Origin of the sequence: Auritidibacter sp. NML100628, assembly GCF_003185985.1 — a bacterium.
Lineage (GTDB): Bacteria > Actinomycetota > Actinomycetes > Actinomycetales > Micrococcaceae > Auritidibacter > Auritidibacter ignavus.
The window spans coordinates 53,046-72,956 of the sequence record NZ_QHLP01000006.1; the positions used below are offsets into that span (position 1 = coordinate 53,046).

The following is a 19,911-nucleotide window of genomic DNA, read 5'->3' on the forward strand; positions in this document are numbered from 1 at the left end:
AGGTCACGGTCTGTCCCCAAGCCCCCTAGACTAGGAGGCATGCTCCGTACCATGTTTCACGCGAAAATCCATCGCGCCACGGTGACTGAAGCCAACCTGAACTACGTTGGTTCGGTGACCATCGACCAGGACCTGCTTGATGCTGCCGGAATTCTGCCCGGTGAGTTGGTCTCGATTGTCGATATCACCAATGGCGCTCGCCTGGAGACCTACACTATCGCCGGACAGCGAGGCACTCGGGTCCTGGGCATCAACGGGGCGGCCGCGCACCTGGTCCACCCCGGGGACCTCGTCATCTTGATTGCCTACGCGCAAATGGACGACGAAGAAGCCCGCACCTACGAACCCACCGTGGTGCACGTCGATGAGCAGAACAACATCCTGCGCCTGGGTAACGACCCGGCTGAGCCACCCACCGATAACGCCCAGCGCCCGCCACTGGCGCAGTAGGGCTGGTCCACCGCGTTGTCCCTAGCGCACCCGCTCCAAAAACCCCTGAACCCGGGTGTTGTCGCTGGTGAAAAATTGTTCCGGCGCTTCCCGTAGCACTATCTGTCCATCATCAAAGAAGGAAATAGTATCGGCCACTTCTCGGGCGAACCCGATTTCATGGGTGACCACAATCATGGTCATGCCCGCTTTCGCGAGAGTTTTCATCGTTTCCAGCACTTCATCGACCAGTTCTGGATCCAATGCGCTGGTGGGCTCGTCAAAGAGAATCAGCTTTGGTTCCATCGCCAAGGCACGGGCAATCGCAACGCGCTGTTGCTGACCGCCTGAGAGCTGGTGGGGACGTTTATGTTGATGCTCCGCCAGACCTACGTGGTGTAGTTCTCGTTCTGCGATCTCTTTTGCTTCGGACCTGCTCATCTTCTTGACATGGACCAGCGCGATCGTCACGTTTTCGACCGCAGTGAGATGGCCATAGAGATTAAAACGCTGAAAAACCATCCCGATTCCGGCTCGAAACTCAGCCCAGCGCTTATCGGGCCACTCGTGGTACTTTCCATCACGGAAGTCGAACCCAACTTGCTGGTCATCAACGACGAGGCTTCCTTGGTCGAGCGTCTCTAAGCCGTTGATCGCCCGTAAGAACGTCGACTTACCGGATCCGCTCGGTCCGATGATGACCGAGACCTCTCCCGGCTTGACGCTGAAATCTATACCACGGAGGACTTCGTGGTTGCCGAATGCTTTGCGCACTCCATGCGCGTGAACAAGTGATGTGTCGCTAGCCATGGGTCAGCCCTTTCTCGAGCCCTGAGGGATTTTGATTGCACCGGTCGTGGCTTCAACAACCTTCTGGCTGAAAGTGGTGCCACGAATGGCACGGACGCGTTCTTTACCAAACCGTTTTTCCAGCAGTGACTGCCCGTACGTGGCAATCGCGGTCATCACCATGTACCAAATACTTGCCACAATCAGTAGCTCGATGATGAGGTTGTTTTGCTTGTAGATTTGGCTGGCATTGGTCATCAAGTCATTACCGGCCACGACCACGATCAGTGAGGTGGTCTTCAACATCGAGATGAACTCGTTGCCTGTCGGCGGAATGATGATGCGCAGTGCCTGGGGCAAGACAATCAACCGGGTGGTTTGTCCGCGCGTCATTCCTGAGGCCAACGCAGCTTCGGTCTGCCCTCGGTCGACCGCCATTATTCCGGCTCGCACTGTCTCTGCGAAATAGGCAGACAGGTTCAGGCCCAGCCCTAAGATTCCAGCGGTGGAGCCAGAGATGAGCTCATTCGTGTCCCATCGAAACCCGAGATTCGTGAAGGGGATTTTGAGCACCAAGTACGGCAGGAGAAACGCCAGATTAAACCAGAAGATCAGTTGCACCAGCACCGGAGTGCCGCGGAAAAACCAAATATAGCCTTCAGCGATCCACCGGAGTACTGGGTTATTCGACAACTTCATAATCGCGATGAAAACACCAAGCACGAGCCCGAGAATCGTTGCCACGATGCTGATATAGATGGTGACGCCGACTCCGCTGAGAATATTAGGGAAAAACAGGTATTCCCACACTCGATCCCAACGAATCCGCTCGTTGAAGACCAGAACCGACAGCAACCAGATCAGCACCGCAATGGCAATTGCGCCGACGAACCACCGTTTGACATGTTTGACCGGTGCAACGGGAATCGTTCTTCCATCTGCTAAGACAAAAGGTTCAGTTCTTCTCTCCACGGTTTTCCCTTTCTTGGTCATTCCCCGTTTAGTGTGGCCTCGTCGACCGCCATGACCTCGACGTCCCAGGCGGCAAGAATCTCCTCGTAGTAGCCCTCATCCATCAGATACTGCATGGCAGCCTGTATGGCTTCGGCGAGTTGTGTTTGCGCATTATCAATGCCAATACCCCAGATGGCCTCGTCGCCGTCGATCGGGACCGCTTCAAAATTTTTGTTGTCGGAACTTGCGTGAGACAGTGCAACCGGCAGATCGGTGACCGTGGCATCGGCTCGCCCGCTTTCCAGCGCTAGATTGGCAGTCTGATCTTGTTCGAACCTCAAAATTTCATACGGTTCCTCGTTATTGCTTTCGCATTCTGCTGAAACACCTTCAGCAAATGCAGCACTAGAGCCACCATCGACCAGTGCTACTTTTTTGCCACATAGATCCTCTGGTACCTCGACGTTGAGCGGATTGCCTTTTTCCACCAGGAACGCGTTGCCAGACTTCACATAGCTCACAAAGGACGTCGTCTCCCGTCGTTCTTCCGTGTCGGTCATCGAACTGGCCAATACGTCGTAGCGCCCGGAGATCAACCCTGGAATCATGGCGTTGAATTCCTGGTCTTCCAAGGTCATCTCAACACCAAGGGCCGCGGACATTGCTCGTGCCATTGCGGGATCGACGCCGATAATGTCTTCGTTATTGCTCGCCCACAGTTCCATTGGCGGGTAGCCGACTGACGTTGTCCATTTCAGCCCAGCGCGGTATTCGGGAGGAAGCATGGCGTGAAGTTCTTCTTGAGGCTCTATCCTCTCGATGATTTCTTTGGCCTTCTCTTCCTCGGGTACCGGGGTTGCCTCGAAATCGCTGAGGTCTATTTTTGCTGGATCGGTTTCCTCATCAATGAGCCACAGCGCTTCCGCTCCGCAACCGTTCAGGCCGAGTAACGACCCAGCAAGTACTGTGACGAGGCTCCATGTTTTGACGTTCTTCACGCGTATTTTCACCTTTCGGGATGATGTTTTCATCCGACGTCTGCGGAATCTGGCGCAGAATATTGGACCGTCCCGCCAATCACTGTGGCCTGCACCTGTGTTTTCCAGAGATCGGTGGGTCCTACTTCAAAGGGGTCTTGGTCGCAGGCAATGAAATCCGCATACTTTCCCGGGGCAAGGGTTCCGCTCAACTCCCCAAGTCCTAGTGCGTCTGCCGGCGACTGTGTGTGAGCATGAAGTGCTTGGGCAACAGTCAACGTTTCTGAGGTCTTACCATCTGTCAGCGCATTCGGTTCTCGGGTGCGCCGGGTAACTGCGGCGTGGATAGCAAACCATGGATTCGCTGGTTCAACGGGAGCATCGGATCCGAATGCGACCAGGGCCCCCGCGTCAAGGAGAGTCTTCCAGGCATAACTAGCCAGCGGGCGGTCACCGAGACGTTTGGAGTTCAGTGGATAGTCGGTGGTGCAATGCGTGGGTTGTTGTGAAGCCACCACGCCGTAGGAGGCAAAACGGGCGACGTCGGTGTGACTGAGATGCTGGGCGTGTTCGATGCGGTTGACCAACCGGTTGGCACGGGTGGACAGAAACACACCGGCGTAGATCTTTAAGACGTTGGTGTTGGCCTGGTCGCCAATCGCGTGAATGGCTGTTGACAGCCCGTGTGCATTCGCTCGCGTGACACCAGTGACGAGGTCCGCAACACTCGTAACCGCGATGCCACAGTTACACGGCTGCTCTGGGGTGGAGTCTGCATAGGGTTCTGAGACCAAAGCAGAGTGGGTCCCCAACGCACCGTCGGAAAAGAACTTTACGGGACCGGTCCGCAGGTAATCAGAGCCCGCACCGGTTCGACGCCCCTGCGCTATCGCGAGCTCAAGATCAGCTGCTTGTACCGCTTTATTAACCCGCAAACGAAGCTTTCGGGCGTCATCCAGTTGTTGATACACGTTCCGGATTTCTTCTCCATCGAAATCCGTGATCTGGGTAATGCCAAGACGAATCAGCTCATCCTGAGTGGTACTGATCAGGTCGGGAAGCTGCGGTTCAAGCGAACTCTCTGCCATCCGACGAGGTATATCTTGTGCAGCTTCTCGCAATAATCCTGTGGGGTCACCCGTATCGTCCCGAACGATCTCACCACCCTGAGCTTCGGGGCTTTCGCGGTGAATTCCCGCCTGCGCAAGGGCAGCAGAATTTGCCCACGAGGCGTGTCCATCGACGCTTTGTAGCACCGCAGGTGTCGCCCCAAAAATCGCATCGAGGTCAGCCTTATCTGGAGCCGATCCGCAGTGCCATTCATGAGAATCCCAACGTCCGCCAAGCACCCAGGTTTCACCCGACCGGAATGTTGCAAACTCGGACAACCGTCGCAACACTTCTTGGTAATTTGTGGCTCCACCCAGCTGAGGTGCCACCAGCCCTCGCGCCATATCGCCAGTGTGAATGTGTGCGTCATGAAATCCGGGAAGAACGACTTCTCCAGGAAGCCGAACCTCTACACAGCTCTCCGATGCAAGACCTCGCGCGTCGTCCAGCGCACCGACAAATTGGATCTTCCCATCTGCAGCAAGGATCGCCCCGTCAATCGGCGTCACGCCGGCCAAGGTGTAGATGCGGTGATGAATGAACAGCGTCTGCGACACGAACGAGCCCTCCCCATGAAGTGATCTATGTCACATAGATGTTAGCTCGTATTCCTCCTCGCACAAGCACACCACGGGCGGGTAAATCAAACTCCAACCAAGAGCAAATCGTCCGGTTCCCGCTATCCCAAGGTGAGCCAGAACCCAGGGTGGTGAAGACGGCACTGAGAATGACCAAGACGGGTGGCGGTTTTGAATCACGCTGTTGATGTTTAAAACTCACAATGCGCGGGGTACTAAGGCTCTCGGTTCTCGACGAAGCTGTCCACGCAAGGCAGTAGTGGCCAGTCATCTGTAAAAGTGCACTGTCGTGTCGGGGGCTCTCGTGCACCCTTGAAAGTTACCCGATGTCTTACAGCGCCTTTAAGCAACGTTTTCTTGGCTAGCAAGTACTTGTGCCTGCTCTAGGACAAGTTCGATCGCCTTGGCTTCGGCATCTGGCGGGTAATCGTACTTCGCCAGCAAACGTCGGACTTTGGACCGCATTGCGGCACGCACGCTCTCCTTATGCTCCCAGTCGATGACCACACTGTTTCGAACGGCCTGCACGAGGTCGATGGCGATTTGCTTCAACGTGTCATCGCCCATTTGTAGGACGGCAGCATCGTTCTGAGCAATAGCATCATAAAAGGCTACTTCGGCGACACTCAGACCGAGGTTTTCTGTCCTCTGATCTGAATCTCGCATTTCCTTAGCGAGTTTGACGAGCTCAGCAATAATATCCGCAGCGGTAAGTGACTGGTTTGTATACCGGTTCACGGCCGCATCGAGCATTTCGGAGTACTTCCGACCTTGCACGACATTCCGCCGTCTAATCGTGCGAAGCTGGTCGTTGATAATCCGTCGCAACAGACCAATCTGCAAATTGGGCCTGTCCTGATCAGCGAGGGAGTCCAAGAACTCGTCACTCAGCAGGGAAATCTCAGGGGTCTCTACACCAGCCAGTTGATAAACATCAAGGACTTGGTCAGAAGCAATAGCCTCATTGAGCAACTGTCCTAATGCTGTGTCTATTTCCACCGACCCGGAACCGCCCAGACCCGAATCGGGGTTCTGGATTTTCAGGATCGCGGCCCTCACGTCGGTGAACAATCTGACATCATCCTGGATTTTGGTGGCTTCTTCGTGCGCGCCAACAAGGGCGAAGACCTTTGCCAATGCGAGTACTTGATCGTTGAATCGCGAGGTTCGATCATCATCGGCCATGACAAAGTCCAGGACTTTCGCATACTCGTTGAGTCGTTGGGAGGCCGATAGCGAGGGGGAGGAGTTATATTCAACACCGTGAAGAATTCCACGAATAATATCGTATTTCTCCAACATCACCCGCACCATCGCCTCAAGTGGAACCCCTGTCTGGTCTTGATCCGATGGTGAATACTCTTTGAGGGCTTGTTGCAGGTTGGAGAACAGACCAATATAGTCCACGATGAGGCCACCCGGCTTGTCGCGGAAAGTTCGATTCACCCGAGCAATGGCTTGCATCAGCCCTGCGCCCCGCATGGTCTTATCCACGTACATGGTGTGCATGGCGGGCGCATCGAATCCGGTCAGCCACATGTCACGAACAATGACCAGCTCTAACGGGTCGTCGGCATTCTTCGCCCGGAGCTTGAGCTCCTTACGGACCTCGTTGGAATGGATATGGGGCTGGAACTCAGCAGGATCAGAAGCCGATCCGGTCATGACGACCTTAATCTTGCCTTGAGCAGGATCGTCCGAGTGCCAGTCAGGACGTAGCGCAACGATTTTCTCGTAAAGTCTCACCGCGATACGACGGCTCATCGTGACGATCATGCCCTTGCCGAATAAGGCTTCCCGTCGTTTCTCCCAGTGCTCAACGATATCGTGAGCTATCAGGTCTAGTCTCGACTCAGAGCCGACAATTGCTTCCAAGCGTGACCAACGCGATTTCGCGGCTTCTGCCTCATCTTCGTCAACACCCTCCGTAATCTCGTCGGCAAGCTCATCAAGCGCGTCAAGGTCCGATTCCGATAGCGTCACCTTCGCCAGCCGTGATTCGTAGAAAATCCGGACGGTAGCACTATCTTCGACAGCCCTGGTGAGATCGTACACGTCAATATAGTCGCCAAACACCGCCCGCGTGGACTTGTCATTTGACTCGATGGGTGTCCCGGTAAACCCTAGATATGTCGCACCGGGTAGAGCATCACGCATATGTTTGGCCAGCCCCGCTTTGAGACGGCCATTGCGGTCGAGCGTCTGACCGAACCCGTACTGGCTGCGGTGGGCCTCGTCAGCAACCACCACGACATTCCGCCGATCAGTCAGCACGGAGTTATTATCCCCGTCTTCACCGGGTGCGAATTTTTGCAAAGTGGTAAAAATGATCCCACCGGAGGCACGTTTGAGCTTATCCCGAAGGTCGGAGCGCGTTGTCGCTTGCACGGGTGTCTCCGGCAAAATTCTCGCCGGCGCAAAGGTTTCGCCGTAGAGCTGGTCGTCTAGATCGTTCCGGTCGGTAATGAACACTAGAGTGGGGTTTGCCATGCGTGGGTCGCGCATAATCTTGGCCGCATAAAACAGCATCTCGAAGCTCTTGCCCGAACCTTGGGTATGCCATACGACGCCACCGCGACGGTCGCCATCGGGGCTCGAGGCTTGTACCGTGGACTCTACAGCGGTGTTGACTGCCCAATACTGATGGTATTTCGCCACACGTTTCACCAGCGCCCGAGTGGGCTGTCCGGTTGCTTTGTCGGTGACGGTCTCATCGCTAAAGACGATGAAGTTCCTCAACAAATCCAGGAATCGGTTTGGTTCGAAGACTCCTCTAATGAGAACTTCCAGAGAGGGACGGTCAGTCACGACATCACGTCCCCCAATGGTCTTCCAGGGGGCATAGTGCTCAAATGCTCCCGAGTAGCTACTCATCGCAGCTGAGGTGCCGTCTGAGATCACGGTAACGGCATTGGGGACGAACACGGAGGGAATGTCGTTGCGGTAAGTCTGTATCTGGTTCCACGCGGATTTCAAGGTCGCCTGTTCTTTGGCCGGGTTCTTCAGCTCCAGCAACGCCAGAGGCATACCGTTGACCATCACGAGAACATCGGGCCGACGCGTCTTACCGTTCTCAACGATCGTGAACTGGTTGATCACGACCCAGTCATTATTCTCAGGTTGCTCGAAATCTACGAGCCCGAGTCGGGTGGTGCGAAGCTGACCGTCGTCGCTACGATGCTCGACGGCCACGCCGTCGATGATGAGCTGATGCAGGCGTGCATTCTCATCGATCAGGCTCTGGGACTCAGCTCGCTGAACAGTCTTGACCGCCTCATCGATAAGCGCGGCATCGGTGCCAGGGTTGATCCGTTCTAGCGCCTCACGCAACCTTCCCCATAAGGTCACGTCTTCATAAGAGTCACGTTCCGCGTTAGGCCCGTCGGGGGCGATATCAACACCATGAACTCGCCGATATCCCAGATCGGCAAAATACTCTAGAGCGGCTTGCTCGACGGTGTTCTCGTTAAAACTGGTCATACATCAGCACCTTCCACAGGAACACGGATACGGCCGGAGAGAAGTTCGGGGAGGAGGGCGTCGCGAAGGGCTACGAGTTTGCCCAACTGCGTCCTTAACTGGTTCGCAGTCCTCAACATCGCGAGGGTTGCCTTTTTAAGCTCCGGATCTACGCCCCGGAAGTCCGGAACCGAGATTCCTAAAACATCATCGGGCCTGACTCTCTGGTGGCTCCCAGAGGTTCCCGTAACTCGCCTTGGCAATTCATCGCGGAAAGAAGGATCTCGAAGAGCTAACCATACCGCTGCTAAATCAGTTGCGGATGTTGTGGTGAAAACGAGGAACTCCGTTGAGGCCAAGCCGGGAACTGCTGGATTTACTGAAGTCCACCATGTGCGATTGAAACGCGGATTTAGCCTCGATAAGAGAATAGCTCCAGGTGGCACCACGAGTTTGTTGCTCATGATGGTCGAGGCAGATACCCTCTCCGGGCTAGCACCCGCATCGAACGCAGGGAGACTAAAGTGGTCCACTAGCCTTCCATTTAAGGCTGTTGGTTTGACTGTCTTCTTAAAAACTGTCGTGAGGGTGCCCAGAGACACAGTTGGAAGGGCTTTACCGAACCGCTCTGAGTACGCATCTACTAGATCGCCAATCTGGCCAATCGCTCGCCGGTTCGACTCGATCTTGTCATCGAGCGCGCCGAGCGTCGCGGCAATCGCGCGCTGCTCATCTAATGAAGGCGCTGGGATCTCAATCGCGTTCAAAGATCTTTGGCTCAACTTGGGTTGTGCAGATCCGGTCACATAGGCCGAAACGTCCGCAGCCTCCAGCGCATAGGACAGGTATCGAGTGTCGTTCTCGTCATTGCCCTGGAGCACGTGAGCGTGATTGTTGACCCAGAATCTACCGTTAGCCAAGAAGGCGATCGGTGTCTTTCGGCTGCGAAGATTTTCCCCATCTTCGGCTACCAGTAGATGGAGTCCATCGAAGAGGTAGTCGTCAACGTAGTCCACGACCCCGCTGGCCCCATAGTAGGGGTACGAACCAAGGCGTCGATCCGCAGCTTTGACTGGTACTCGCATCCGGCTAAGGTTCACCACAAGCTCACCGAGAGGACGAAAGGTTGTGTTGGTCATGAGCGCAAAGCCTTCATTTGAGCCCGAACTTCATCCTCAAGCTCGCGCCCACGCTCAAACTCATCAAACAGCTCTTTCGTGAGGCGTTCGATCTTTCCGTCGATCGGCTCATCGTCAACTTCCGCCTCGGGCACACCGACGTACCGGCCTGGCGTAAGCACGAAGTACTGTTTCTCGATGTCTGAGATCGTTGCGGACTTCGCGAAACCTGGCACATCTTCGTAGCCACCGTCATGGTTGCGCCAGGCATGGTAGGTGCTTGCAATTTTTTCAATATCGTCGTTGTCAAGCACGCGAAGTCGGCGGGACTCCATTCGTCCCAGCTTGCGCGCATCAATGAACAGCACCTCATCACGTCGCTCACGGTGTCCATTGCCCGCGCGCCCCTTCGAGACGAACCACAGTGCGACCGGAATACCAGTGTTGAAGAACAACTTATCGGGCATCGCGACGATACAGTCCACCAGATTTTCTTCAACCAGTTTCTGACGAATCTCGCCTTCACCGCTGTTCTTCGAGGACAATGATCCGTTGGCAAGAACAAACCCTGCCGTACCACCGGGTGCCAGGTGATAGATGAAGTGTTGGACCCACGCGAAGTTCGCATTACCTTTGGGAGGGGTTCCGAACTTCCACCGTGGGTCGTCTTTCAGCTTCTCATCCCACCAGTCGGAAACATTGAATGGTGGATTCGCGATCACGTAATCCGCGCGGAGATCCTGGTGAAGATCCTCGGTGAATGAGTCTGCAGAGTGCGACCCCATGTCCGCCTCGATACCCCGCAGCGCGAGATTCATCTTCGCGAGCTTCCAGGTCGTATCGGTGAATTCCTGCCCGTACACGGAGATGTCAGTACGTTTACCACCATGTGCCTTCACAAACTCTGCGGACTGGACAAACATGCCGCCTGAGCCGGCAGCGGGGTCATAAACACGACCCTTATATGGCTCCAGCATCTCTACCAGTGTCTTGACTACGGAACGCGGGGTGTAGAACGCCCCGGCGTCCTTACCGGTTTCTTTACCTGCAAACTGCCCGAGGAAGTATTCGTACACTCGCCCGAGGACGTCATCCGCGCCGTGGTCGTCTGCTTCAGTGAATCCGATTGAGCCGATGAGATCCACGAGCTCGCCGAGACGCCGCTTGTCTAAGCTTTCACGTCCGTAATTACGGGGTAGCACGCCACGAAGAGAAGGGTTCTCTTTTTCGATGAGATCCATCGCCTGGTCGATCTGTTGCCCCACGTCTACTTGTTTTGCGTCCGATTGTATCGAGTCCCACCGAGCCTTCTCTGGCACCCAGAACACGTTCTTGCTGGTGTATTCGTCGCGGTCCTCAAGAAATGACTCGGCTCGCTCCGGCTTAATACCTTCCTCTGAAAGCTCAACTTTCAGCTGTTCGCGCCGCTCTTCAAACCGGTCCGATACGTACTTCAGGAACACCAGGCCAAGGACGACATGCTTGTACTCGCTGGGCTCCTGATTGCCGCGCAGCTTGTCTGCTGCCTCCCAGAGAGTCTGCTCCAAGCTTTTCTTAGGCTTTGATCGCGCCTTTGTCGTCGCCATGAACTCCCTCTTTTAGTTCCCACAGGTCAGCTTCCACTTCTTGATTCAAATTTATCTCAGCCCAACTAAATATGTCGGGTGTAACAGGACGCCCGCCTCAGCATCAGGCTCGGCCTCATGATGCTTGAGCCGGTATCTCGACACAAGTACCTACATGACCGTTGCTAGGCCCCGTTTCCAGCACGACTCGGTGAACCAGGACAGCCACCCCTCTAATCTCGCGACCTCACATTAACGGTCCTGCATCTTGCGCTGCATGACCGCATGACCGTCATCAAGTCCGAACCATCACCAATTATTCCGCGTCGCTTATCAATCACCATTGATTTCGTCGTCGTCAAATAGGTCGCCGTTGGAGTCCTCCGTGCTATAGATATGAACTGAGCCACATTTGTTGTTTCGACGACCCGAGGTAGAGGACACCGCCGATGATGTCTGAGCACTCCGCAACGCATGATTCCAGTACCCCCACCGAAGGACCATTGGCTGGGGTGGTGGTCGCCGACTTCTCTCGGGTCCTAGCCGGCCCCTATTGCACCATGTTGTTAGCCGACTTGGGTGCTACCGTCATCAAGGTCGAAGCGCCCTCCGGGGATGAGACCCGCACCTGGAAACCCCCGATGCGGGAGGGTATCTCCACCTATTACCTCTCAGTCAACCGCAATAAGCGCTCCATGGTGCTGGATTTGACCGAGGCAACAGACTTACAGACCGCCTACGATCTGCTGGATCGGTCCGATGTGTTCATCGAGAACTTCAAGGCCGGTGGCCTGCAGAAATTCGGACTCGATCCCGATTCTGTCGCGAAGCGGTGGCCCCACCTGGTGCACGCCTCCATTACCGGTTTCGGCACCGCCGGCGGGGCCAAGATGCCGGGCTACGACCTGCTGGTCCAGGCGATGTCCGGGATGATGTCACTGACCGGTGAGCCCGACGGTGACCCGCAACGCTCCGGTGTGGCCATCTTCGATATCATGACCGGCTTACACGCCGCGGTGGCGATCCTGGCCGGCCTGCGTGAAAAAGACCGCTCCGGACTCGGCCAACATGCGGCATTGAACCTGTTCTCCTCCGCCTTATCGGGATTGGCCAATCAGTCCGGCGGCTACGCCGCGGCCGGCAACGTCCCCACCCGGATGGGCAATGACCACCCCAGCCTGTTTCCCTATGGGCCCTTCCACGCCAGCGACGGCCCGCTGATCATCTGTTGTGGCAACGACGCCCAATTCTCGCGTCTGGTCACCGCCCTGGGTACTCCCGACCTGGCAAGCGACCCCCGCTTTGCGACCATGTCTCAACGCAACGCCAACCGGGAAGAACTCCGCGTCTTGCTCGAAGAGGCCTTGGCCGCCGATACCGCCGAAAACTGGACGGCTGTCTTCGGCAACGTGGGCCTGCCCTGCGGGCCTATCCTGGGCATTGATGGTGGCGTGCAACTGGCCGAGGACCTTGGCCTCAACCCCGTCGTGACCATGACAGACGAGAACAACCCCGAGCGCACCGTGCCGGTCATTGCCAACCCGATGAGTTTCTCCCGCTCCCCGATCTCCTACCGACACCTACCACCCGAGTTGGGCGATTCCCACGACTGGGCGTTGGAGTTTATCCGCACCACCGAACCCAAAAACCCGCACCACCACACAGAAAGCTAACGCTCGTGCCCGCAGAATCTCGCGCCCCCTCCAACGCTTTTCACACCCGGTTGCAACTGCGCTGGGCCGATCAAGACCTCAACCACCACGTCAATAACGCCACGCTACTCACCCTGATCGAAGAGGCCCGGGTGCTGGCCAATCAGTCCTGGACCGGTGACTCCTCCGACGGCAATGTCGCCGGCACCTACCGGCTGGTGCGGGCGACCACCATCGACTACGTCGCCCCGGTGCATTATCTCCCCGAAGACCCCGATTACCGTCACGCCGTCGACGCCCGCGTGTGGGTCACGAAAGTCGGCAACACCTCCTTCACCCTCGGCCACGAACTCAGCCAACCCCACCCCTGTGTCTATGCCGAAGCCGTACTGGTGGTGCTCTCCGCCGAAACCAACCGCCCCACCCCGATCCCTGAACCGTTGCGCGACCTTTTGGTAGCCCAAACCAGCTAGCTCTGTTCTCAGAGCATCCAGCCACCAAGGACCCACCATGGCAACACCGCACGATGTCATCCACCACGCCGACTACTTTCAGCTCGATGCAAGCCTCAGCCCGGAGCTTCGTGACTTACGCGACCGCATCCGTGCCTTCGGGGACGAACACATCCTGCCGGTGATCAACGAGCACTGGGAGCGAGCCGAGCTACCCACCGCGGTGCTGGAGCCGTTGGCCGGACTCGGGGTGATCGGCACCTACATCCCCGACTACGGCTGCCCCGGGCTCTCCCGCCTCGGCGCCGGGATCGTCGCCCGAGAATTCGGGCGCATCGACGGGTCAATCAACACCTTCCTCGGCGTGCACTCCAACCTCGCCATGGGCTCGATCTACCTGCTGGGCTCAGAAGAACAACGCCAACGCTGGCTACCCGAGATGGCTCGGATCACCAAAACCGGGGCCTTTGCCCTAACTGAGCCCGCCCACGGCTCCGACTCGGTCTCGCTCGAAACCTCGGCCCGGCGCGAGGGCGAGACCTGGGTGCTCAACGGCCATAAACGCTGGATCGGCAACGGTCACGCTGCCGATCGCACCGTGGTCTACGCCCGGGACGTCGCCGACGGTAAGGTCAAAGCCTTCGTTGTCGAAAAACAGCCCGATGGCACCTTTCCACCCGGATATCGGCCCACCCCGATCGAAGGCAAGATGGCTAAACGCGCCATCGTGCAGGCCGATATCATCATCGACAATGTCGTCGTCCCCGAGGAGAACCGGCTGGCGCACTGCGAATCTTTCGCCGGCGTCACCCGGGTGCTCAATGCCACCCGGGGCGGGGCCAGCTGGGAAGCCGTCGGCCACGCCATGGCCGGTTTCGAGCTCGCTGCCCAATACGCCCTGCAGCGCGAACAATTCGGCTCCCCGATTGCCTCTTTCCAGCTGGTGCAAGAAAAACTGGCCACCATGCTCGCCGATCTCACCCAAATTCAGCTACTCACCACCCGGATGGCCGAACTGCAAGAACAAGACCAGCTCACCCAGGCCATGGCCTCCCTGGTCAAAATGACCACAGCGCGCACCGCGTTGGCCATCTGCCGTCAAGCCCGCGACATGATAGGTGGCAACGGGTTACTGCTGGAACACCACGTCGCCCGGCACCTAACCGATATGGAAGTCGTCTCCACCTACGAAGGCACCGACTCCATCCAGGCTCTGATCGTCGGCCGGGATATCACCGGCATCTCGGCCTTCACTCGCAAAGCCCGCGGCTAGCTCTGCCTTTCCCAGCGCGACACCCAGCTCGAGATATACGAAGGGATATCGACCAGCATTGGTTCATGTTTAGCCTTGTGAGCCACGCAACCCGTTCGGCTGTGTACGATCCCTGTAAGCGCATATATACAGACCCTCCTCGCGATACCCACTGCGATCGAGGGGTGTTGACGGTTACACGCCGGGGACGAGTGATCTTAAGGGAAGACGCCTTGAGACAGTGCGCCGTAAGGTGGCACGCCCTGGGCTAAATTCTCAAGGAGTCGATGATGTCCACAAAGAATTCGTGGTGGAGACGGTATCTAGATTTCCCACTGATCTGGAAACTGGCCATAGCCCTTCTTGCTGGACTCATCGTCGGCCTGATCTGGGGCGAAGACGCAACGGTCCTAGAGCCGTTCGGCGAAATCTTCCTGCGCCTGCTCAACATGCTGGTCATTCCCCTCATCGTGGCCACGCTCATCGTGGGAATTACGTCGGTGACCCCGCAAAAGCTCGGTCGTATTGGCGGAAAAATCTTCATCTACTATCTGCTGTCGACCTGCTTTGCTATTTCCATTGGACTGGGACTAGCTCTGCTCGTGAACCCGGGGAGCGGCCTGTCAGCCCCGGAGAACGCTACTCAAGAAGGTGAGGAAGCCCCACCCCCGTAGCGGACGTATTTGTCAATATTTTTCCGGAGAACATCTTCCAGGCACTGGCCGAGGGCGACATCTTGGCCATTATGTTTGTCGTGCTGATCGTCGGTTTTGCCCTGGCCTATTTGATCGATAGTCATAACGAGAGCATCCGCGACGGGGCCTTGACGATTCGCAAGATCTGCGTGACCGGGCAAGAGATCTTGTTCCTGATTATTCGGGGTGTGCTGGAGTATTCCCCCATTGGCGTCTTTGCACTGATAGCCGTGGCGATCGGTGACATCGGTGTCTCAGCGTTGGTGCCACTGGGACAGCTCATCCTGGTGATTTATGGCGCGGTCGTGGTCATGCTCGTGGTGTATGCCGTCTTCATTCTTGCGATGCGACGTTCGCCCCTCGAATTCTTCAAGGCCGCCAAAGAACCCATGCTGACCGGATTTGTCACCCGTTCTAGCTCAGGTACACTTCCGGTCTCTAGCCGTGCTGCTGAAAAACTCGGCATCCCACAGAGCACCTATTCGCTCACACTACCCTTGGGTGCCACCATCAATATGGACGGCACCGCGATCTATGTGGGTGCTTCCGTTGTCTTTGTTGCGGATGCTATGGGCACCACGCTGTCTGTTGCGGAAATCATCTCGGTGATCTTGGTCGGTGTCCTGGCTTCCATTGGCACCGCCGGTGTTCCAGGAGCAGGGATCATCATGTTGACCATGGCCGTTAATACGGCAGGGCTGTCCATGGCACCAGTAGCACTCGTTGCCGGTATTGACGCTATCCTCGACATGGCTCGGACGATGAATAACATTACCGGCGACTTGGCTGGAACTGTCGGGGTCGATGCGAGCGAAAAACGCCGGGATCGGAAGAAAGCCCGCGCCAGGCAAGAAGCCTGAACACTCGAGGTGCCGGGGGATTTTCTCGCTACTTCAACCCAGCGCGGAGTTATCTGTGCTCAGCCACGGGAGGTAGCTTTGCGTATCATCAGGTAGGTGACCACCGACTGCACCGCTGCCACCAGCAGCAGCCAGCCAGAGATGCTCAGCGCGTTCTGTTGGACCAGCCACTCCCAGACTCGCGACCATCCTTCGTTGAGGGTCACCAGTATTGCCGCACCCGCGATCACCACGATCACCGAGAGGATCAGCGTCCACAGCCGGGCCAAGCCCAGCCGCAGGTAGAGCAGCACCACGCCGAAGCCGAAGAGCATGACCACCAGGCAGAGCAGGGCAGCCACCACGCCGAGCAGCGGGATGCTGTTGCCCTCACCCTGGGTCAGAAACGGCAGATCGAACACGTAGGTGTTGAAACCCAGCCCGTCAGTGGCCCGTTCCAGCCAGGCCATCAGCGAGGCCGCCAGCCCGAAGCCTGCCGAGACCGCCGCGAAGGAGAGAATAGCTCCTATGACGAAGGTACGCCGGCTGAAGCTCAGTGCCAGCGAGAACGGGAAGGTGTGAGAGGCCGCATGGGCTGCCATGAACCCCAGGGACCACAGGGTGGCCTGGCCGGCCCCGGTGTAGATCGGATCCTCGATCGTCTCATCCGCCATGACATGAATGGTGGCCCCTAGGCCCAGGGCGATGGCCCAGGCGATCAGGAACACCATGACCGGCACGCCGATCAGCATGGTGGGAACGGCGAACTGCAGCCGGAAGGCGGCAGGCACCCGGGCGAAGCTGTTGGCTCGGGGGACGGTGGCGGTCTCGGTGGGGGCAACAGTTGCAGCGCTCATCGGGCAGCCTCCTCAGCAGTCTGGTCGGTGGTCTGTGTGGTCAGGTGGACGACCAGCTGCTGCAGCGAGACCGGCACCACGTCCAGGTCCAGCTCGCGCAACCGCTGTCGTTCGTCATCGGTCAGTGCGCCCATCACAGTGGTGCGCACCATGCGTCCCAGCGACTCGTGCGCCAGCACTTCGCGCCCAGCAGCGATCTCCTGAACCGCATCGGCACGGCCCACCAGGGTCACCGCACGTTCGCGCAGCGACTCGGCGGGCTCGTCCAATACGATCCGGCCTTTGTCGATCAGCACCACGTTCTCGATCAGGTGGGCGATCTCATCGATCAGGTGGCTGGAGAGCACAATGGTCCGTGGGTGCTCGGCATAGTCCTCCAGCAGCCGGTCGTAGAAGACTTTGCGGGCCACTGCGTCCAGGCCCATATAGGGCTCGTCGAAGAAGGTGACCTCCGCGCGGGAGGCGATGCCGATGATCACGGCCACCGCCGAACGCTGCCCCCGCGACATCTTCTTCACCTTGGTCTTCTTCGGCACTGCAAAGTCCTCACAGAGCCGGTGGCACAGCTCCCAGTCCCAGTTGGCGAATGCCTGGGAGGCGGCGTTGAAGGCATGATGGGCCCGTGCGTCGTCGGGGTATTTCTGGTCCTCGCGGACGAAGCAGATCTTCGGCAGCACCTGCTCGTTCTCGTGCGGCACCTGCCCGAAGACTCTCACCTCGCCCTCAGAGGGTCACTCCTGGGCGGTGATGATGGACATCAGGGTGGTCTTGCCGGCGCCGTTGCGACCCAGCAGCCCGTGAATCGTGTCCTTCTCGAAGGTCAGATCGGTGGGATGCAGAGCCACCGTGCTGCCGTAGCGTCGGGTCAGGCCGCGCGTTTCGATGACGTTGCTCATCGTGTTCCTCTCACTCGTTGTCGGTGGTCTGCTCACGCCCGTTCGCGCAGCAACTCGATGACGTTCTCCACCGAGAGCCCGATGTGGCGGGCCTCGGCAAGCATCGGTGTGAGGTAGTGGTCGGCGAAGCTCTGACGGCGCTCTTCACGCAGTCGCTCGGCAGCACCCTCGGCGACGAACATGCCCACTCCGCGCCGCTTGATAAGAATCCCGCGGCCCACTAGCAGGTTGATGCCCTTGGCTGCGGTAGCCGGATTGATTCGGTGGAAGGTTGCAAGCTCATTGGTGGAAGGTTGCAAGCTCATTGGTGGAAGGAGCACGCTCGCCCTCTGCGAGCGAACCGTCCATCACAGACCCCTCAATCTCTTCAGCGATCTGCACGAACAGCGGTCGTCCGTCCACCATCAGCTCACCACTTTCTTCCATCGCTGAAACAGCCCCGGTTACCACCTCTACTACCTCAGCGGTTCATCACTCCACTAATTAACCATAGGGGGGCGAAAGCGTCAACCCCTTCCACGATCGACTCCACCCAAGCACTACACTGGGGATGATTGAGATGAGTTCTCCACCCCGGGGAAGACGTTGTCACCGGCCCCAGCAATATCCTTGCCGCTTGCAGCAAGCAGACTTATTCGTCGCGAAGAGGGAAAGTTCGAACTATTCGAGTGGGCGCAGAAAAGTTCGCACAGACCGGATCAGATGGGGCTGATGCGTAGCCGGATCGAAATCGGGATGGGTGGCAGCTTGCAGGTATAGAGCCCCGATGAGGCTACCAATCCAGGCAGCCGCCTCATCCAGGTCTAGCTCCGCGTCAACATGGCCAGCCTCCGCAGCACGCTGGAGGAGCGCTTTGATACCTTCTGCCTCAGAAACCTCTTGATTGTTGAGAACTTCAAGCACTTGAGAATCCCGATGTGCTTGGAGCATCGCTTCCAGCACAAGCTTGGGCACGATCGGGTGCTCGGTGGCAGGTTCTGCCAGATGGGCAACGAATGTTAGCAGAGCCTCCAGAGGATCGGGGGCGCTCATCAGCCTATCCAGCAGTGCACGGGTATCCTGTTCGTCCTGAGTGAGCACTTCCAGGAAAATCCGCTTTTTCCCCGAGAAGTAGTGGTACAGAGTGCCGAGGCCGATCCCTGCCTGGGAGCACAACTGTGCGGTGGTAGTTCGTTCATAACCCTGCTCGGCAAACAGCACCGCAGCACTGTTGAGAATGTGTTGCCGCCTAGCGGCGTGTTTTTCAGGGTCGGTCCTGCGTGCCATGCCACCTTCGCCTCGTTGCCAACAAATTATTAGAGCGAACGCTCGGTTTTAGGATACCATGGTAGTTGCTCCCGCATTGCCGGAGCAATCCACCCGCGCTACCTGAGGAGTAACAGTCATGTCCGAATCGAGCATCACGGTCACTGTGAACTCGAAACTGATGCCAGTGTTCGCCACGGTAGGCGCAGTAGTCGGAGCGGTCGCAACGTTTATGATCGGCCCGGTGGTCTCCTGGCTTCTGGAGCGCGTGGACTCGGCTCCGACACCGTTACGGCTGATTGACCAAGTTCCGCTGGTTTGGTCGCTTCCACTGATGACTGTGCTCGGAGCAGTCGGGGGCTGGATCATCTTCGGCATCTGGAATGAGGAGGTGGGCCGAGTTGTCATCGATGGCGACGAAGTCCGGGTTGACACCAAGACCGGCTCTTCCACATTCTCCCGGCAGGAGATCTCACAGGTCTTCATGGACAAGGAGGAGCTGGTGCTGACGGATACTACTTCACGGGAGCTTTCCCGCACTGGTTCGGATAGCGGACTGGCCACCAAGCTGGGGGCAGCATTCAGTGCGTTCGGATATCCCTGGCGGGGCATCGGTGACCCGCGGGAGTCGGAATTTGTGGAGTGGGTGGACCGTAGCGCGGATCTGGATGAGCCTGTCCACGCGTTGCTGAGGGCCCGTCGTCGTGCACTTGCGGACGGGAAAGCCGGAGAGGCTGAATCCTTGCGCGAGCAGTTGAGCGATCGAGGCGTGATTGTGCGCGACCGCGGGGACAGGCAGCAGTTCCGTCATGCCCCGTCCAACTAGGTTTTCTGTGGTGGCCATACTCCGACGCGCGGGTGCTCAATTCGTGCCATACCCACGGTTTGCTCAACTGCACCACCACATTCCAAGTCGCCGCGCAGTATGTACCAATACACAGTCAGCTCACGCGTTGAGTCATGAAGTAGCTGACACGACAATCTTCAGTTCCGCGTCGATGGGTCCTTCATGCGTGTTGCAGAAGAGGCCTTGATCCAGCCGGC

At 57.6% G+C, this 19,911-nt stretch carries 19 protein-coding genes; 7 read left to right on the plus strand and 12 right to left on the minus strand.

Going from position 1 to position 19,911, the window contains the following annotated elements; all coding sequences use genetic code 11:
- The first annotated feature begins 39 nt into the window (after positions 1-39).
- Positions 40-450, plus strand: coding sequence for an aspartate 1-decarboxylase (gene panD, locus DCC24_RS05890; RefSeq protein ID WP_110098997.1), 411 nt, complete (start codon positions 40-42; stop codon positions 448-450).
- Positions 451-471: 21 nt separating this feature from the next.
- Here panD and DCC24_RS05895 read toward each other — a convergent pair whose 3' ends face one another.
- The 7 genes from DCC24_RS05895 to DCC24_RS05925 all read right to left on the minus strand — a co-directional run bounded on the left by DCC24_RS05895 (position 472) and on the right by DCC24_RS05925 (position 11,000).
- Entirely contained in the window at positions 472-1,239 is a 768-nt protein-coding gene (locus DCC24_RS05895) for an amino acid ABC transporter ATP-binding protein (protein ID WP_110098998.1), read from the minus strand.
- 3 nt (positions 1,240-1,242) lie between these two features.
- Complete coding sequence (locus tag DCC24_RS05900) at positions 1,243-2,211, minus strand: amino acid ABC transporter permease (protein ID WP_110098999.1); 969 nt, start codon at positions 2,209-2,211, stop codon at positions 1,243-1,245.
- Positions 2,208-3,170, minus strand: a complete 963-nt coding sequence (locus DCC24_RS05905; protein ID WP_233492000.1) for an ABC transporter substrate-binding protein — start codon at positions 3,168-3,170, stop codon at positions 2,208-2,210. Before DCC24_RS05905 ends, DCC24_RS05900 begins: the two co-directional genes overlap by 4 nt.
- Before the next feature lie 29 nt (positions 3,171-3,199).
- Entirely contained in the window at positions 3,200-4,816 is a 1,617-nt protein-coding gene (locus tag DCC24_RS05910) for an amidohydrolase (RefSeq protein ID WP_110099001.1), read from the minus strand.
- A 363-nt stretch (positions 4,817-5,179) separates the two neighbouring features.
- A complete protein-coding gene (locus DCC24_RS05915; RefSeq protein WP_110099002.1) occupies positions 5,180-8,317 on the minus strand; it encodes a type I restriction endonuclease subunit R in 3,138 nt (1,045 codons plus the stop codon).
- Positions 8,314-9,435 (minus strand): restriction endonuclease subunit S, encoded by a 1,122-nt coding sequence (locus DCC24_RS05920; protein ID WP_110099003.1) that lies wholly within the window; start codon positions 9,433-9,435, stop codon positions 8,314-8,316. The genes DCC24_RS05915 and DCC24_RS05920 overlap by 4 nt, the downstream gene beginning before the upstream one ends.
- The gene (locus DCC24_RS05925; protein WP_110099004.1) at positions 9,432-11,000 is read right to left on the minus strand and encodes a class I SAM-dependent DNA methyltransferase; all 1,569 of its coding nucleotides are present in this window, start codon (positions 10,998-11,000) and stop codon (positions 9,432-9,434) included. The genes DCC24_RS05920 and DCC24_RS05925 overlap by 4 nt, the downstream gene beginning before the upstream one ends.
- Before the next feature lie 428 nt (positions 11,001-11,428).
- Here DCC24_RS05925 and DCC24_RS05930 point away from each other — a divergent pair, with 428 nt between their 5' ends.
- The 5 genes from DCC24_RS05930 to DCC24_RS05945 all read left to right on the plus strand — a co-directional run bounded on the left by DCC24_RS05930 (position 11,429) and on the right by DCC24_RS05945 (position 15,890).
- Positions 11,429-12,652 (plus strand): CaiB/BaiF CoA-transferase family protein, encoded by a 1,224-nt coding sequence (locus DCC24_RS05930; protein WP_233492001.1) that lies wholly within the window; start codon positions 11,429-11,431, stop codon positions 12,650-12,652.
- 5 nt (positions 12,653-12,657) lie between these two features.
- The gene (locus DCC24_RS05935) at positions 12,658-13,104 is read left to right on the plus strand and encodes a thioesterase family protein (RefSeq protein ID WP_110099005.1); all 447 of its coding nucleotides are present in this window, start codon (positions 12,658-12,660) and stop codon (positions 13,102-13,104) included.
- A gap of 37 nt (positions 13,105-13,141) precedes the next feature.
- On the plus strand, positions 13,142-14,356 hold the full coding sequence (locus tag DCC24_RS05940) for an acyl-CoA dehydrogenase family protein (RefSeq protein ID WP_110099006.1): 1,215 nt from the start codon (positions 13,142-13,144) through the stop codon (positions 14,354-14,356).
- Between the two features lie 266 nt (positions 14,357-14,622).
- Entirely contained in the window at positions 14,623-15,009 is a 387-nt protein-coding gene (locus DCC24_RS12525; protein ID WP_255410801.1) for a dicarboxylate/amino acid:cation symporter, read from the plus strand.
- A 44-nt stretch (positions 15,010-15,053) separates the two neighbouring features.
- The gene (locus DCC24_RS05945) at positions 15,054-15,890 is read left to right on the plus strand and encodes a dicarboxylate/amino acid:cation symporter (RefSeq protein WP_255410802.1); all 837 of its coding nucleotides are present in this window, start codon (positions 15,054-15,056) and stop codon (positions 15,888-15,890) included.
- A gap of 59 nt (positions 15,891-15,949) precedes the next feature.
- Here the strand turns inward: DCC24_RS05945 and DCC24_RS05950 are convergent, their stop codons facing one another.
- The 5 genes from DCC24_RS05950 to DCC24_RS05965 form a co-directional block, all read right to left on the minus strand.
- On the minus strand, positions 15,950-16,726 hold the full coding sequence (locus tag DCC24_RS05950; RefSeq protein WP_110099007.1) for a hypothetical protein: 777 nt from the start codon (positions 16,724-16,726) through the stop codon (positions 15,950-15,952).
- The gene (locus tag DCC24_RS05955; protein ID WP_369859987.1) at positions 16,723-17,424 is read right to left on the minus strand and encodes an ABC transporter ATP-binding protein; all 702 of its coding nucleotides are present in this window, start codon (positions 17,422-17,424) and stop codon (positions 16,723-16,725) included. The genes DCC24_RS05950 and DCC24_RS05955 overlap by 4 nt, the downstream gene beginning before the upstream one ends.
- A 33-nt stretch (positions 17,425-17,457) precedes the next feature.
- Positions 17,458-17,622 (minus strand): ATP-binding cassette domain-containing protein, encoded by a 165-nt coding sequence (locus tag DCC24_RS12620; protein ID WP_369859989.1) that lies wholly within the window; start codon positions 17,620-17,622, stop codon positions 17,458-17,460.
- 32 nt (positions 17,623-17,654) lie between these two features.
- On the minus strand, positions 17,655-17,927 hold the full coding sequence (locus DCC24_RS05960; protein WP_369859991.1) for a GntR family transcriptional regulator: 273 nt from the start codon (positions 17,925-17,927) through the stop codon (positions 17,655-17,657).
- A 355-nt stretch (positions 17,928-18,282) separates the two neighbouring features.
- Positions 18,283-18,888 (minus strand): TetR/AcrR family transcriptional regulator, encoded by a 606-nt coding sequence (locus DCC24_RS05965; protein WP_110099008.1) that lies wholly within the window; start codon positions 18,886-18,888, stop codon positions 18,283-18,285.
- A 118-nt stretch (positions 18,889-19,006) separates the two neighbouring features.
- Between DCC24_RS05965 and DCC24_RS05970 the strand changes: the two genes are divergently transcribed.
- Complete coding sequence (locus DCC24_RS05970) at positions 19,007-19,693, plus strand: hypothetical protein (RefSeq protein WP_110099009.1); 687 nt, start codon at positions 19,007-19,009, stop codon at positions 19,691-19,693.
- Positions 19,694-19,911: the final 218 nt, after the last annotated feature.

Bases quoted from the DNA above. Each gene is read 5' to 3' on its own strand.
- panD (WP_110098997.1), top strand. From the start codon at position 40: ATGCTCCGTACCATGTTTCACGCGAAAATCCATCGCGCCACGGTGACT.
- DCC24_RS05895 (WP_110098998.1), bottom strand. From the start codon at position 1,239: ATGGCTAGCGACACATCACTTGTTCACGCGCATGGAGTGCGCAAAGCA.
- DCC24_RS05900 (WP_110098999.1), bottom strand. From the start codon at position 2,211: ATGACCAAGAAAGGGAAAACCGTGGAGAGAAGAACTGAACCTTTTGTC.
- DCC24_RS05915 (WP_110099002.1), bottom strand. From the start codon at position 8,317: ATGACCAGTTTTAACGAGAACACCGTCGAGCAAGCCGCTCTAGAGTAT.
- DCC24_RS05920 (WP_110099003.1), bottom strand. From the start codon at position 9,435: ATGACCAACACAACCTTTCGTCCTCTCGGTGAGCTTGTGGTGAACCTT.
- DCC24_RS05925 (WP_110099004.1), bottom strand. From the start codon at position 11,000: ATGGCGACGACAAAGGCGCGATCAAAGCCTAAGAAAAGCTTGGAGCAG.
- DCC24_RS05930 (WP_233492001.1), top strand. From the start codon at position 11,429: ATGATGTCTGAGCACTCCGCAACGCATGATTCCAGTACCCCCACCGAA.
- DCC24_RS05940 (WP_110099006.1), top strand. From the start codon at position 13,142: ATGGCAACACCGCACGATGTCATCCACCACGCCGACTACTTTCAGCTC.
- DCC24_RS12525 (WP_255410801.1), top strand. From the start codon at position 14,623: ATGATGTCCACAAAGAATTCGTGGTGGAGACGGTATCTAGATTTCCCA.
- DCC24_RS05950 (WP_110099007.1), bottom strand. From the start codon at position 16,726: ATGAGCGCTGCAACTGTTGCCCCCACCGAGACCGCCACCGTCCCCCGA.
- DCC24_RS12620 (WP_369859989.1), bottom strand. From the start codon at position 17,622: ATGAGCAACGTCATCGAAACGCGCGGCCTGACCCGACGCTACGGCAGC.
- DCC24_RS05960 (WP_369859991.1), bottom strand. From the start codon at position 17,927: ATGAGCTTGCAACCTTCCACCAATGAGCTTGCAACCTTCCACCGAATC.
- DCC24_RS05965 (WP_110099008.1), bottom strand. From the start codon at position 18,888: ATGGCACGCAGGACCGACCCTGAAAAACACGCCGCTAGGCGGCAACAC.
- DCC24_RS05970 (WP_110099009.1), top strand. From the start codon at position 19,007: ATGTCCGAATCGAGCATCACGGTCACTGTGAACTCGAAACTGATGCCA.